Origin of the sequence: Streptomyces sp. NPDC048664 (assembly GCF_040650555.1) — a bacterium.
Taxonomy (GTDB): Bacteria; Actinomycetota; Actinomycetes; order Streptomycetales; family Streptomycetaceae; genus Streptomyces.
This window is the reverse complement of record NZ_JBEZHK010000001.1, coordinates 62,793-76,040: the sequence shown is the minus strand read 5'-3', so window position 1 is coordinate 76,040 and position 13,248 is coordinate 62,793. Positions and strand designations below refer to the sequence as shown.

The following is a 13,248-nucleotide window of genomic DNA, read 5'->3' as shown; positions in this document are numbered from 1 at the left end:
TCTCGTACTCGAATCCGTCTCCGTACCCGTATGCGTACGAAGACCGCGGTGACCGCGTTGGCCGTGCTCGGCCTCGGCCTCACGACCGGCTGCGGCGCCGCGGACATGACCAAGCAGACCTCGCCCTTCGCGGGCGCCCAGGGCGCGAAGACCGTGACCCTGTCCGTGCAGTCGTGGGTGGGCGCGCAGTCGAACGTGGCCGTCGCCCAGTACATCCTCGAACACGAACTCGGCTACCGCGTCGACACCGTCCAGGTCGACGAGATCCCCGCCTGGGACGCGCTCAGCCAGGGCCGGGTCGACGCGATCCTGGAGGACTGGGGCCACCCCGACCAGCAGAAGCGGTACGTCCAGGACAAGAGGACGATCACGGCGGCGGGCGGCCTCGGGGTCACCGGCCACATCGGCTGGTTCGTCCCGACGTACCTGGCAAAGCAGCACCCGGACATCACCGACTGGAAGAACCTCAACAAGTACGAGGGGCTCTTCCACACCGCCGAGAGCGGCGGCAAGGGTCAGCTGATGGACGGCTCGCCGTCCTATGTCACCAACGACAAGGCGCTGGTCAACAACCTGAAGCTGAACTACCAGGTGGTCTTCGCCGGTTCCGAGGCCGCGCAGATCACGCAGATGAAGCAGTTCGCCAAGGCCAAGAAGCCGTTCCTGACGTACTGGTACTCGCCGCAGTGGCTCTTCAAGAAGATCCCGATGACCGAGGTCAAGCTGCCCGCCTACAAGGAGGGCTGCGACGCGGACACCGCGAAGATCACGTGCGCGTACCCCAAGACGCCCCTGCAGAAGTACCTCAACACGGACTTCGCGCACCACGGCGGCAAGGCGGCCCGCTTCCTGAAGAACTTCAAGTGGACCACCGAGGACCAGAACGAGGTCTCGCTGATGATCGCGGACCAGAAGATGGATCCGCAGGACGCCGCGAAGAAGTGGGTGGACAGCCACCGCTCCACCTGGAAGGCATGGCTGTCCTGACCGGACGCCCGGCCCGAACATGACACGTGTGGCCCCGAGCCCCACCGAGCCCCCGGGCTCGGGGGCGAGGGGCCACACGTGGATCACGGTCGGGTGGTGCCCCTTCGCCTCGGTCCTAGCCGACGAGGCGGCGGCGCCAGTCCAGTGGGGTCACGGTGATGGCCCGGTCGGGGTCGTGGTCCCACTCGGCGTGGAGGCCGGCTGCCGCGAGGGCGGCCACGACCTCGTGGCCGATGGCCGCGGTGGTCGCGGTCGAGCCGTCGAAGCCGCCGTAGAGGAGTGTCAGTCCGTGGCCGGCCGCGGCGGAGTCCGTGCACTGGGTGTGGAAGTAGACGAAGCCGCGGGCGTCGGGCTCGCCCTCACCGCCGATCTCGGACCGACCGCAGCTACGGCAGCAGGTGAAGTTCTCGCGGGCCGTGACGCCGGCCTCCCGCAGGGCGGTGAACGCCCGGGTGAGCCGCTCGGGGTCGGTCTCGCCCTGCCATGCGGCCTGCTCCGCGACGCGCTCCAGCCACAACCGGTCCGCCAGCACCCGTGCCTGCTCGCGCGAGACGGGTCGGCGGTCACCGGTGACCAGGTAGTCCTCGGCGAGCTCGGCCAGTTGGGCGCGGGAGGCGTAGCCGCCGGCCAGCACCTCGCGGACGCGCTTCTCCAACTCCTCGCGCTCGTCCTCGTCGAGGTCGAGTGGCGGTGTCTCCGGAGGGGAGCCCAGGTCCAGCAGCGACCAGGCCAGAGCACCGTCCCATCCGGCCTCCTGGCGTGCCCAGCCGGTCATCGCGGCGATCACGGCCCCGGGCCCCTCGGTCACCGCCCGGAAGTGCCGGTCGGCGGCACCGTCGCGGTGCTCCACCACGTAGTCACCACCGGCCTGGTGCCAGACCTGGGCGAAGACGTCGGGCAGGTCGGGTATGCGCTGGACCACCAGGAACCGGTCACCGTCACCGCCGATACGCCGCACCAGCCCGGCCAACTCCCCGGCGGACACACGCACGTGCCGCTCCCGGTTCTCCGTCTCCACCACGATCTCGACCATGCACCGACTCTGACACGCCCCTCTGACAACAGGGGCGGCTCCCGGGTTCGTTGCGCGTGCCCGTCAGCCGTGCTTGGCTCGCCCGATGAACCTTCTGCTGACGGCGAGCGGCCTGCGCAACGAGATGCTGCGGGACGCGCTGCGGGACATGCTGGGAAAGCCGTTCGGGTCGGCGAACGTGGTGTTCGTTCCCACGGCGTCCGTCGCCGAGCCCGGGGACCACGGGTGGGTCGTCGCGGACATGAACCGGCTGCACGGCCTCGGCTGGCGGGAGTTCGACATCCTGGAGCTGAACGGACTGCCCCGGCAGACGGTGCTCGACCGGCTGCTCCACGCCGACGTCGTCTACGTCGAGGGCGGCAACCACTACCACCTCGCGCGCAGCATCACCGGCAACGGCCTGGCCGACGGCTTCCGGGACGCGCTGGAGAGCAGGGTCTACGTGGGGGTCAGCGCCGGCTCGATGGTCTTCAGCCGCAATCTCACCGCGCACTCCGCCGACGTCATCGGGGACACCGCGGACCTCCGTGCGCTCGGCGCGACGACCGTGGAGCCGCCGTTCGGCCTCTTCGACTGGTATCTCAAGCCCCACCTGTACTCGCCGGACTTCCCCGAGCGGGACGACGCCTGGGCCGACCGCATCGCCGCGCGGGCGGACTTCCCGATCTACTTCATCGACGACGAGACGGCCGTCCGTGTCAGGGACGACGAGGTGGACGTCGTCTCCGAAGGCCGGTGGCGGTTCCATCCGTGACGCGACGCCCCCGCTTCACCGGAGGGCAGGGCCGGTGCCGCCGCGCCAGTCGGTGATCCTTCTGCGGATCGACGGGACCATGGGCAGGTCGTCCACCTCGGCGGGCGCGAACCAGCGTACGTCGGTGGACTCGTCGGAGACGGCGATCCGACCACCCACCGGCCGGGCCAGGAAGCAGACGGAGAACTCCTGACGGACCTCGCCGTCGTCGTACGCGAACACGTGCCCCGGGTCGGTGTAGGTGCCGACGATGCCGGTCAACTCCACGTCGTAGCCGGTCTCCTCGCGGGTCTCGCGGCGGGCGCAGTCGGGCAGGCTCTCGCCGAGGTTCATCGCACCGCCGGGCAGCGCCCACACGCCGTTGTCGGCACGCCGCTGGAGCAGGACGCGGCCAGCGCCGTCCACGACGACGACCGACGCCGCGGGGACGAGGCTGTTCGCCGTCGGGGCGTCCGGGTCCCCCTCGTGGTCACGCCGTGCCATGGATCCCCTCCCGGACCGGGGTACCCCGGCCCTGCTCCGTGCCCGGTCGCTACTCCGCGCTCGGGGCCGTCTGCGGGTGGCTGTCCTCGTCGGGGTTCGGTGGGCTCTTCGGGGGGTTCTCCGCGGCCGCCGGCGCCTCCCCGAAGCGTGCCAGGGCCAGGGCGCCGGCGACGGCCACCGCGAAGCCCAGGGCCGCGAGCCAGGTGTAGCCCTCGCGGGTGCGGTCGCCCAGCCACACCACCCCGATCGCGGCGGGCCCCACCGTCTCGCCCACGACCAGCCCCGCCGTCGCCACCGTCACGGAGCCCTTCTCCAGCGCCGTGGTGAGCAGCAGGAAGGCCGCACCGCCGCCCAGCAGCAGCGCGTACGTCGCCGGGTTGGTCAGCAGCGGAACCGGTGCGAGCGAGTCGATCAGCCGCACCGCCACCTCGACCACGCCGAACCCGCACCCGGCGCCGAGCCCCAGCGCCAGCGACCGCCCCCGCCCCGGCAGCCGCGCCGCGGCGAGCCCGAGCAGCAGGACCGCCACAGCCGTGCCCAGCATCGCGTACTTCAACTGCGTGGACCCGGCCCGATCGCCCTCCGTGCCGGACGCCAGGCCGAGCATCGCGAGCCCCGCGCACACCACGGCCACGGCCCCCCACTCGCTCCCGGTCAGCCGGACCCGCAGCAGCCGGGCCGCCACCACCGCCGTCACCGCGAGACTGGCCGCCAGCGCGGCGCCCACCACGTAGATCGGCAGGGACTTCAGCGCGACGATCTGGAGCAGGAACCCGAGCCCGTCCAGCGCGAGCCCCGCCAGGTAGCGCCACTGCCGCAGGGCCCGCAGCAGCAGGGCCGCCTCCCCGCCCTCACCGGTACCCGCCGCGCGCGCGGCGACGGCCTGGAACACCGTCGCCGTACCGAAACACACCGCCGCGCCGAGCGCGCACATCATTCCAAAGAGCACGAAGTGACTGTAGGGGACGGCGGGAGGGCCGGGACCGCGGGGGAGAGGTGGTGGCCGCCTCGAACGCCGGAACGAGACTCATTGACCTGTTCTGGATCTCCATGGAGGAGATCGGCTGGGACCCGCTGTCCGGCCGTTTCGTGGACAACCGGCTCCGCTTCATCCGCAGTTGCTTCAAGCTCTACCCCTGGGAGTGGCTCAGCAGGACCAGTTCGGCCCGCACGTCCTGGCCACCCTGGACAACGGCGGCGGCACGGGCAGCACCCTGTGGATCGAGCCCGCCTGGAGGGCGTGACGATCCACGAACCGGGCGAGGGCGGCTCCCCGGTCGCGGCCGAGGACCCCGCTGCTGCCAGCAACTGGCCCCGCTGCCCTCCTTCGACGGCAACCACGTGGTCCTCGGCGCCTGGGTGGTCGAGGACGAGCCGGCGGGATCGCGACGCTCGCATGCTGGACGTCGCGGCGGGCCCGGGCGGGGCGGCCGGTAGGGTGAGCCGTGGGCCGTGACTGGCGCGCTGGGATGGGACCGACCATCGGGGAGCGGCCCCTGAGCCGAGCGATCGTGTGCCGTGCGCCTGGGCCGAACCGAGAACGCTGAACGCACGCCGTCCGGAGGTCCCCATGCCAGAGCAGCACCTCTCCACCCAGTCCACCGCCTTCCGCGCCGCCCTCGACGTGATCCGCGCCGTCGAGCCGCGGGTGGCCGACGCCATCGGCCAGGAGGTCGCCGACCAGCGCGAGATGCTCAAGCTGATCGCGTCGGAGAACTACGCCTCGCCGGCCACGCTGCTCGCCATGGGCAACTGGTTCAGCGACAAGTACGCCGAGGGCACCATCGGCCGCCGCTTCTACGCCGGCTGCCGCAACGTCGACACGGTCGAGTCGCTGGCCGCCGAGCACGCCAGGGAGCTGTTCGGCGCCCGCCACGCCTACGTCCAGCCGCACTCCGGCATCGACGCCAACCTCGTCGCCTTCTGGGCCGTGCTCGCCGACCGGGTCGAGGTGCCGTTCCTGAAGAAGGCGGATGCCCGCCAGGTCAACGACCTCTCCGAGGCGGACTGGGACGAGCTGCGCCACGCCTTCGGCAACCAGCGCATGCTCGGCATGTCCCTGGACGCGGGCGGCCATCTCACCCACGGCTTCCGGCCCAACATCTCCGGCAAGATGTTCGACCAGCGCTCCTACGGCACCGACCCGGCCACCGGCCTGATCGACTACGACGCGCTGCGCGCCTCGGCCCGCGAGTTCAAGCCGCTGATCATCGTGGCGGGATACTCCGCCTACCCCCGCCTGGTGAACTTCCGGATCATGCGGGAGATCGCCGACGAGGTCGGCGCGACGCTCATGGTCGACATGGCCCACTTCGCGGGCCTGGTCGCGGGCAAGGTGCTGACCGGCGACTTCGACCCGGTCCCGCACGCGCAGATCGTGACGACCACGACCCACAAGTCGCTGCGCGGCCCGCGCGGCGGCATGGTGCTGTGCGACGACTCGCTCAAGGACCAGGTGGACCGGGGCTGCCCGATGGTGCTGGGCGGCCCGCTGCCGCACGTCATGGCCGCCAAGGCGGTCGCCCTCGCGGAGGCCCGGCAGGACTCCTTCCGCGCCTACGCCCAGCGGATCGTCGACAACGCCCGCGCCCTGGCCGAGGGCCTGACGCGCCGCGGCGCCACGCTCGTCACCGGCGGCACCGACAACCACCTGAACCTGATCGACGTGGCCTCCTCCTACGGCCTCACCGGCCGCCAGGCCGAGGCGGCGCTGCTGGAGTCGGGCATCGTCACCAACCGCAACGCGATCCCCGCCGACCCGAACGGCGCCTGGTACACCTCGGGCATCCGCATCGGCACCCCCGCCCTGACCACCCGGGGCCTGGGCACCGCCGAGATGGACGAGATCGCGTCCCTGATCGACCGCGTCCTGACCACGACGGTGCCCGGCACCACCGGCAAGGGCGCCCCGTCCAAGGCCCAGCACGTCCTGGACCCGAAGATCGCCGACGAGATCTCCCACCGCGCGAGCGACCTGCTGACCCCGTTCCCGCTGTACCCGGAGATCGACCTGGGCTGACCCACCGCCCGGCCTCCCCGACGCCGCGGCGCGCCGGGGGAGGCCGGGCCGGCCGCCTCCCTGTTACACCCTCGGTGACGCTTCGGATCGCGGCTGTTGCTCTCGCGTTCGGGGGTGGGGGGCCGGACCTGAGAGAATGGTGAGCATGGCTTCAGACCGCCCGCTTCGCGTGCTCTCCGGGATCCAGCCCACCGCCGGCTCGTTCCACCTCGGCAACTACCTCGGCGCGGTGCGCCAGTGGGTGGCGCTCCAGGACAGCCATGACGCGTTCTACATGGTCGTCGACCTGCACGCGATCACCGTCCCGCAGGACCCGAGGGAACTGCGCGCGAACACGCGGCTGGCCGCGGCCCAGCTCCTCGCCGCCGGGCTCGACCCGGAGCGGTGCACGCTCTTCGTGCAGAGCCACGTCCCCGAGCACGCGCAGCTCGGCTGGGTTATGAACTGCCTCACCGGATTCGGCGAGGCGAGCCGCATGACCCAGTTCAAGGACAAGGCCGCCAAGCAGGGCGCCGACCGCGCGAGCGTCGGACTGTTCACCTACCCGGTCCTCCAGGTCGCCGACATCCTGCTCTACCAGGCCAACGAGGTCCCCGTCGGGGAGGACCAGCGCCAGCACATCGAGCTCACCCGTGACCTCGCCGAGCGCTTCAACGGCCGCTTCGGCGACACGTTCACCGTCCCGCGGCCGTACATCCTGAAGGAGACGGCGAAGATCTACGACCTCCAGGACCCGTCGATCAAGATGAGCAAGTCGGCGTCCACGCCGAAGGGCCTGATCAACCTCCTGGACGAGCCGAAGACCACCGCCAAGAAGGTCAAGAGCGCCGTCACGGACACGGACACCGTCATCCGGTACGACACCGAGCTCAAGCCCGGCGTCAGCAACCTGCTGACCATCTACTCGACGCTCACCGGGACCGGCATCCCCGAGCTGGAGGAGAAGTACGCCGGCAAGGGCTACGGCGCGCTCAAGACGGACCTGGCCGAGGTCATGGTCGACTTCGTGACGCCGTTCCGGGAGCGCACCCAGCAGTATCTGGACGACTCCGAGACGCTCGACTCGATCCTGGCCAAGGGCGCGGAGAAGGCGCGCACCGTCGCCGCCGAGACCCTCGCCCAGGTGTACGACAGGGTGGGCTTCCTGCCCGCCAAGCACTGACCGGAGTGCTGCACTCCACTCCGCTCGCTCCTGCCCGACGGCGGGGGCGTGGTCGTACAGTCGAATCGGAAGCCGGGCACCGGACCGGCGGCACGTCCCGCCCCCCGGGCCCGCACACCAGCACGACGACAGGAGACGACGTGGGGACCGTAACGATCGGGGTGTCGATCGCGGTCCCGGAGCCCCACGGCAGCGAGCTCCAGGAGCTGCGCGCGGGCTTCGGCGACGCCGCGGCTCACGGCATCCCCACGCATGTCACCCTGCTCCCGCCGACCGAGGTCGACGTCGGTCGGCTGCCCGCGATCGAGACGCATCTGGCCGAGGTCGCCGCGGCCGGGCGGCCCTTCCCCATGCGGCTGTCCGGGACCGGCTCCTTCCGGCCGCTGTCGCCGGTGGTGTACGTCCGGGTCGCCGCGGGCGCCGAGGAGTGCACCTGGCTGCAGATGCAGGTCCGTGACGGCTCCGGGCCCCTCGCCCGGGACCTGCTCTTCCCCTACCACCCCCATGTGACGGTGGCGCACGGCATCGACGAGGCGGGGATGGACCGCGCCCAGGAGGAACTCGCCGGGTACGAGGCGCAGTGGCCGTGCCTGGGGTTCGCCCTGTACGAGCAGGGGCAGGACGGAGTCTGGCGCAAGCTCAGGGAGTTCGTCTTCGGCGGAGCGGTGGTGCCCCCGCAGGCCGGCGCGCGAGCCGACGCGACGCTGCCCTCGGCCTAGGCCTGTTGCGAAAGGGGCCTGTCCGGGTGAGCCGCGTGTGGTGGCCCCGCGTGCCGTAATTCCCGTTCTCGGGGTATCCGGAGACTGGACCCGGACGACGAGGGGAGAGTCTGATCATGGACTGGTTGAAGAAACTCCCTGGTATCGGGCCGATCGTGGTGCGTCTCATGGCCACGCGTGCCTGGCGTTCCTACGAGCGGCTCGACCAGGTGAAGTGGACCCGGCTCGCCGCGGCCATGACCTTCGTCAGCTTCGTCGCGCTCTTCCCGCTGCTCACCGTCGCCGCCGCGATCGGCGCCGCGACGCTCAGCCCGTCGCGGCAGGACAAGCTGCAGAACAAGGTCGCCGAGCAGTTCCCCGGCATCTCCGACCAGCTCGACATCCACGGCCTGGCCCAGAACGCCGGCACCGTCGGGATCATCGCCGGTGTGACGCTGTTCTTCGTCGGCCTCGGCTGGGTCGGCCAGATGCGCGGCTGCCTGCGCACCGTGTGGGAGCTGCCCGACGGCGACGAGAACCCCCTGGTGCGCAAGGCCAAGGACGCGGGGGTGCTGATCGGCCTCGGCGGCGCGATCGTGATCACCCTCGCCCTCTCGACCATCGCCTCGGCGCTGGTCGACCACCTCGCCACCGCGCTCGGCCTCGACCACGGCGGCTGGGGCAGCATCCTGCTGCGGGTCCTCGCGTTCGTCGTCGCCGTGCTCGCCGACTTCCTGGTCCTGCTGTACGTCCTCACCCTGCTGCCCGGGGTCGAGCCCGCGCGCCACCGCCTCCTCGTCGCCGCCCTGGGCGGCGCCGTCGGCTTCGAACTGCTCAAGCTGCTGCTCAGCGGCTACATCCAGGGCGTCGCCTCGAAGAGCATGTACGGCGCCTTCGGGGTGCCCGTGGCGCTGCTGCTGTGGATCAACTTCACCTCCAAGCTCCTGCTGTACTGCGCCGCCTGGACGGCGACGCCCGGCAGCGGGACCGGGGCGGTCAGGGCCGGGAGCGGCGGCGCACCAGGTCCGGCAGCGGCCAGCGGCGGTTGACCAGGAAGACCCCCGCGGCCAGCAGGGCGAGCACCCCGGCCGTGATGCCGAGGGCCACTCCCACACCGCTGGACGCGGGCGCGGTGCTCCGGGCGGCGGAGCCCTTGTCCGCGCCCGCGGCGGACGGCTTCGCGCCCGGCCCCGACCCGGGGTGCGCGCTCCCGGGGGCGACGAGCTCACCCACCGGCTTCGCCTTGCCGGACGCGGCGAAGCCCCAGTCCAGCAGCCGGGCCGCCTCCCGGTAGACCTCGTTGTGCTCCTTCTTCTCCGGGTTCATGACGGTGACGAGGAGCACCCGGCCGTCGCGCTCGGCGACCCCGGTGTAGGTGGCGCCGGCGTTGGTGGTGTTGCCGTTCTTGACGCCGGCTATGCCCCGGTAGGGGGTGATGTCGTAGTCGCCCGACAGCAGCCGGTCGGTGTTCTGGATCTCGAAGCTCCCCCGGGACTTCCTGCCCTTCTTCACCGTGGTCTCGCCCGGGAAGTTCGTCCGCACCGTGGAGCAGTACTCGCGGAAGTCCTTCTTCTGCAGCCCGGAGCGGGCGAACAGCGTCAGGTCGTAGGCGGAGGAGACCTGGCCCGGCTCGTCGTAGCCGTCGGGGGTGACCACATGGGTGTCGAGGGCCTGGAGTTCCTCGGCGTGCGCCTGCATGTCCTTGACGGTCTGCCCGACGCCGCGGTTCATCGCGGACAGCACGTGCACCGCGTCGTTGCCGGAGCGCAGGAAGACGCCGAGCCACAGGTCGTGGACCGAGTAGGTCTCGTTCTCCTTGATTCCGACCAGGCTGGACCCCTCACCCATGCCGGCCAGGTCGGACGCGACCACCTTGTGCTGCTCGGTCCTGGGGAACCTGGGCAGCACGGTGTCGGCGAACAGCATCTTCAGCGTGCTGGCCGGGGGCAGCCGCCAGTGCGCGTTGTGCGCGGCCAGGACGTCGCCGGACTCGGCGTCCGCGACGATCCAGGAACGCGCGGACAGGTCCTTGGGGAGCACCGGCGCGCCGCCGCCGAGGTCCACCTGGGTGCCGGGCCTGCCCAGCGCCGCACCGCCCACGGTCGACATGGCGGCCGGAGGGGTCACGGCGGACGGGCGCTGGGCGCCCGCCAGCGCCGTGGCGGGCGCGGTGGAGAGCGCGAGCGACAGGGCCGTGAGCGAGAGCGCCACGGCGGCGCCGGACGCCACGGCCGGGCGGCGCGCACCCCGCGCGGGGCGGCCGCCGGACGGCCGCGATACTGGACCCATGAAGCTCAGCCGCCCCGTCTCCTGGTTCCTGCTCGCCTTCGGGGTGTGGAGCTGGGTCATCTGGATCACTTTCGTCAAGAACCTGTGGAAGGACGGCAGCGGGCTCGCGTTCGACGACGCGGGAGACCCCACGGCGTACTTCTGGGTTCACCTGACCCTCGCGGTTGTCTCCTTTGTCTTGGGGACAGCCGTCGGCGCCATCGGGTTGCGCGGGCTGCGCGCATTGCGACGAACGCCATAGCCGGCACGCCACGCCCCGTTCTTTCGGCTCTCAACAATTCCCTCTTCCCCCGGGCGAAACACCTGTGATTAGGTGATCTACGCCACTGGGGAGGTGGCGTGCGCTGAGGGCCTGGGGAGGGGCGCCGATGCGATCGGCTCGCATGCGAATTCTCGCGACCGTGCTCGTACTAGCGGCTGTGGGAGTGGGCGGGTGGCAACTGCTGCCGGCCAAGGAGAACACCAACAGGACCATCACGGTCGGCCAGTCTGAGATCGTCACCTCGCTCGATCCGGCGGGGGCCTACGACGAGGGGTCCTGGGCGCTGTACAGCAGCGTCTTCCAGTCGTTGCTGACCTTCGAACCGGACGGCGTCGAACCCGTCCCGGACGCAGCCAGCAGCTGCGGGTTCGAGGACACGGACCTGCGGACGTACCGCTGCACCCTCCGCAAGGACCTGAAGTTCCCGAGCGGACGGGCGATGACCGCCGAGGACGTCAAGTACTCGTTCGACCGGATCAAGCGCATCCACTCGGACGTGGGCCCGTCGTCGGTGCTGGGCACCCTGAGGTCGGTGGACGCGCAGGGACTCGTCGTCACCTTCCATCTGGCCTCGCCCGACGCCACGTTCCCGTTCAAGGTGGCCACCGGGGCCGGATCCATCGTCGACCGCACCGTGTATCCGAGCACCAAGCTGCGGACCGGCGACCAGGTCGACGGGACCGGCCCGTACACGCTGAAGAAGTACACGAGGAACAAGGAGGCCGAGCTCGCGCCGAACCCGAACTACCGGGGCGACGTCACTAGCCCCGGCCGCCCCGTCACCTTGCGCTACTACGCCGACTCCGCCGCCCTGGAGAAGGCGTGGAAGGCCAAGGAGATCGACGTCGCCACCCGCCAGCTGCCGCCCTCGGTGCTCGCCGGCCTGTCGCCGAGCGACCCCCACCAGCGCGTCAGCGAGGCCGACAGCGCCGAGACCCGCAACCTGATCCTGAACACCCACGACGGCTCGCCGTTCCACTCGCAGGCCGTCCGCCAGGCCGTCGCCCATCTGATCAACCGTGAGGAACTGGTCGACAAGGTCTACGAGGGCACCACCGACCCTCTGTACTCGCTGATCCCGGCGGGCATCACCGGGCACACCACCTCGTTCTTCGACGCCTACCCCAAGCCCAGCCAGAGCAGGGCCCGCGCCCTGCTCACGGCGGCGGGGGTGCAGTTGCCCGTCCACATCACCTACGGCTACGGCCAGGGCACCGGGTCGTCCGACCAGGAGGCCGCGGAGCTGAAGCGGCAGCTGGAGGCGGGCGGCCTGTTCAAGGTGGACCTCAAGCCGTACGAGTGGACCGCGTTCCAGAAGGTGTACACGAGCGGCAAGCTCGACATGTTCGGTATCGGCTGGGTCGCCGACTTCCCCGACCCGGACACCTTCGGCGCCCCGCTCATCGGCACCGGCAACACCATGAAGAACGGCTACAGCAGCAAGGACGTCGACAACCTGATCCTGGACAGCCAGCGCTACTCCGACCGCAGCCGGACCGCCGAGGACTTCCAGCACATCCAGGAGCTCGTGGCCGAGGCCGCTCCCGTGATCCCGCTGTGGCAGCGCAAGGAGTACGTCGTCACCAGCGAGGACATCGGCGGCGGACAGTACCTGTCGGACGGCACCGGCGTCTTCAGGCTGTGGCGGCTGAGCTGGATCTGACGTCCGCCGACCACGCTCAGGGGCGTTCGCCGTCGGCGGACGCCCCGGGGCGCGCCGGCGGTTCCGGGCGCCGCGCCGACGGGTCCGGCAACGCCCTCGTCATCCCGGGCAGGAAGTCCGTGAACAGCTCGTGCACCTCGCGGACCAGGGGCCGCAGCACGCGGAAGCGGGCCAGGGCCACGCCGCGCGCGGTGAGGCGGGCGCCGCGCCGGGCCAGCCGGTAGCTGCGTTCGCGCCCTTCGGTCCGGTCGAAGATCCAGTACAGCACGAGTCCCATCTGGGACAGCCACAGCAACTCGGGCAGCACGTCCCGCAGTTCGTCCGGCACCTTGGTCCGCGCCCCGGACAGCACCTCCCGGTGGACGGCGATGGCGTCCTTGCGGGCGTGCTCCGACTCCGAGGAGAAGGGGCTGAGGGGGCTGTCCGGGTCGGCGGCGTTCTTGAAGAACTGCACCGCGAACTCGTGGTACGGCGTGGCGACGTCCAGCCAGGCCTCCAGCACCCCGGCGAGCCGCGCCTCCAGGTCGGTCTCCCGCGCCAGGACCTGCCGCACGGCCTCGCGGTGTTCGCCGGCGATGCGGTCGTAGAAGCCCTGGATCAGGTGTTCCTTGCCCGCGAAGTAGTAGTACGCGTTCCCGACGGAGACCCCGGCCTCCTGGGCGATCGCCCGCATCGTCGTCCGGTCGTAGCCGCGCTCCTGGAACAGCCGCATCGCGGTCTCGAGGATGAGCGCGCGGGTCTGCTCGGACTTGGTGAGCGGGAGGCCGTCGTCGGGCCGGTCGTTGTTCGCGGGCACGATCCCAGAGCCTAGGTCCTGTCCGACAGTTCCTGCCTGCCGCCCTTCGGGCGAACGACAGGAACTGTCGGCATGCGCGAGGGCCCCGTCTGCGATCGAGAC

13 protein-coding genes, 1 pseudogene and 1 riboswitch are annotated in these 13,248 nt (G+C 71.1%); of the genes and pseudogenes, 9 read left to right on the top strand and 5 right to left on the bottom strand.

The annotated features are described in order from the left end of the window. Positions 1 to 30: 30 nt before the first annotated feature. The gene (locus tag AB0C59_RS00350) at positions 31 to 987 is read left to right on the top strand and encodes an ABC transporter substrate-binding protein (RefSeq protein WP_363000137.1); all 957 of its coding nucleotides are present in this window, start codon (positions 31 to 33) and stop codon (positions 985 to 987) included. A 115-nt stretch (positions 988 to 1,102) separates the two neighbouring features. Here the strand turns inward: AB0C59_RS00350 and AB0C59_RS00345 are convergent, their stop codons facing one another. Next, on the bottom strand, positions 1,103 to 2,020 hold the full coding sequence (locus AB0C59_RS00345; RefSeq protein ID WP_362999896.1) for a hypothetical protein: 918 nt from the start codon (positions 2,018 to 2,020) through the stop codon (positions 1,103 to 1,105). Positions 2,021 to 2,105: 85 nt separating this feature from the next. Between AB0C59_RS00345 and AB0C59_RS00340 the strand changes: the two genes are divergently transcribed. Continuing rightward, positions 2,106 to 2,774, top strand: a complete 669-nt coding sequence (locus AB0C59_RS00340; protein ID WP_362999895.1) for a peptidase E — start codon at positions 2,106 to 2,108, stop codon at positions 2,772 to 2,774. A gap of 15 nt (positions 2,775 to 2,789) precedes the next feature. On the opposite strand, the gene AB0C59_RS00335 is transcribed toward AB0C59_RS00340, so the two are convergent. Further along, positions 2,790 to 3,257, bottom strand: a complete 468-nt coding sequence (locus AB0C59_RS00335; RefSeq protein ID WP_362999894.1) for an NUDIX domain-containing protein — start codon at positions 3,255 to 3,257, stop codon at positions 2,790 to 2,792. A 49-nt stretch (positions 3,258 to 3,306) separates the two neighbouring features. Next, positions 3,307 to 4,194, bottom strand: a complete 888-nt coding sequence (locus AB0C59_RS00330) for a hypothetical protein (protein WP_363000136.1) — start codon at positions 4,192 to 4,194, stop codon at positions 3,307 to 3,309. 107 nt (positions 4,195 to 4,301) lie between these two features. Between AB0C59_RS00330 and AB0C59_RS00325 the strand changes: the two are divergent. From AB0C59_RS00325 to AB0C59_RS00305, 5 genes and pseudogenes are all read left to right on the top strand, one after another. Continuing rightward, a pseudogene (locus AB0C59_RS00325) lies at positions 4,302 to 4,640 on the top strand (glutathionylspermidine synthase family protein); the annotation flags it as partial. A gap of 59 nt (positions 4,641 to 4,699) precedes the next feature. Further along, positions 4,700 to 4,794, top strand: a riboswitch (ZMP/ZTP riboswitch). Positions 4,795 to 4,827: 33 nt separating this feature from the next. After that, positions 4,828 to 6,276, top strand: a complete 1,449-nt coding sequence (locus AB0C59_RS00320) for a glycine hydroxymethyltransferase (RefSeq protein ID WP_362999893.1) — start codon at positions 4,828 to 4,830, stop codon at positions 6,274 to 6,276. Between the two features lie 145 nt (positions 6,277 to 6,421). After that, positions 6,422 to 7,438: a tryptophan--tRNA ligase gene (trpS, locus tag AB0C59_RS00315; protein ID WP_362999892.1), complete on the top strand. Its 1,017-nt coding sequence runs from the start codon at positions 6,422 to 6,424 to the stop codon at positions 7,436 to 7,438. 140 nt (positions 7,439 to 7,578) lie between these two features. Continuing rightward, a complete protein-coding gene (locus AB0C59_RS00310) occupies positions 7,579 to 8,157 on the top strand; it encodes a 2'-5' RNA ligase family protein (protein WP_362999891.1) in 579 nt (192 codons plus the stop codon). A 116-nt stretch (positions 8,158 to 8,273) separates the two neighbouring features. Beyond that, on the top strand, positions 8,274 to 9,185 hold the full coding sequence (locus AB0C59_RS00305; RefSeq protein ID WP_362999890.1) for a YihY/virulence factor BrkB family protein: 912 nt from the start codon (positions 8,274 to 8,276) through the stop codon (positions 9,183 to 9,185). On the opposite strand, the gene AB0C59_RS00300 is transcribed toward AB0C59_RS00305, so the two are convergent. Then, entirely contained in the window at positions 9,133 to 10,425 is a 1,293-nt protein-coding gene (locus tag AB0C59_RS00300; protein ID WP_362999889.1) for a D-alanyl-D-alanine carboxypeptidase, read from the bottom strand. The two genes, AB0C59_RS00305 and AB0C59_RS00300, sit on opposite strands and share 53 nt — an antisense overlap. Here AB0C59_RS00300 and AB0C59_RS00295 point away from each other — a divergent pair. Together AB0C59_RS00295 and AB0C59_RS00290 are read left to right on the top strand one after the other, a co-directional pair. Beyond that, positions 10,424 to 10,666: a hypothetical protein gene (locus AB0C59_RS00295; protein WP_362999888.1), complete on the top strand. Its 243-nt coding sequence runs from the start codon at positions 10,424 to 10,426 to the stop codon at positions 10,664 to 10,666. The two genes, AB0C59_RS00300 and AB0C59_RS00295, sit on opposite strands and share 2 nt — an antisense overlap. Before the next feature lie 127 nt (positions 10,667 to 10,793). Further along, positions 10,794 to 12,350 carry an ABC transporter substrate-binding protein gene (locus AB0C59_RS00290; protein WP_362999887.1) on the top strand — a complete coding sequence of 519 codons (1,557 nt, stop codon included), beginning with the start codon at positions 10,794 to 10,796 and terminating at the stop codon, positions 12,348 to 12,350. A 16-nt stretch (positions 12,351 to 12,366) separates the two neighbouring features. Here the strand turns inward: AB0C59_RS00290 and AB0C59_RS00285 are convergent, their stop codons facing one another. Beyond that, entirely contained in the window at positions 12,367 to 13,146 is a 780-nt protein-coding gene (locus AB0C59_RS00285; RefSeq protein WP_362999886.1) for a TetR family transcriptional regulator, read from the bottom strand. Positions 13,147 to 13,248: the final 102 nt, after the last annotated feature.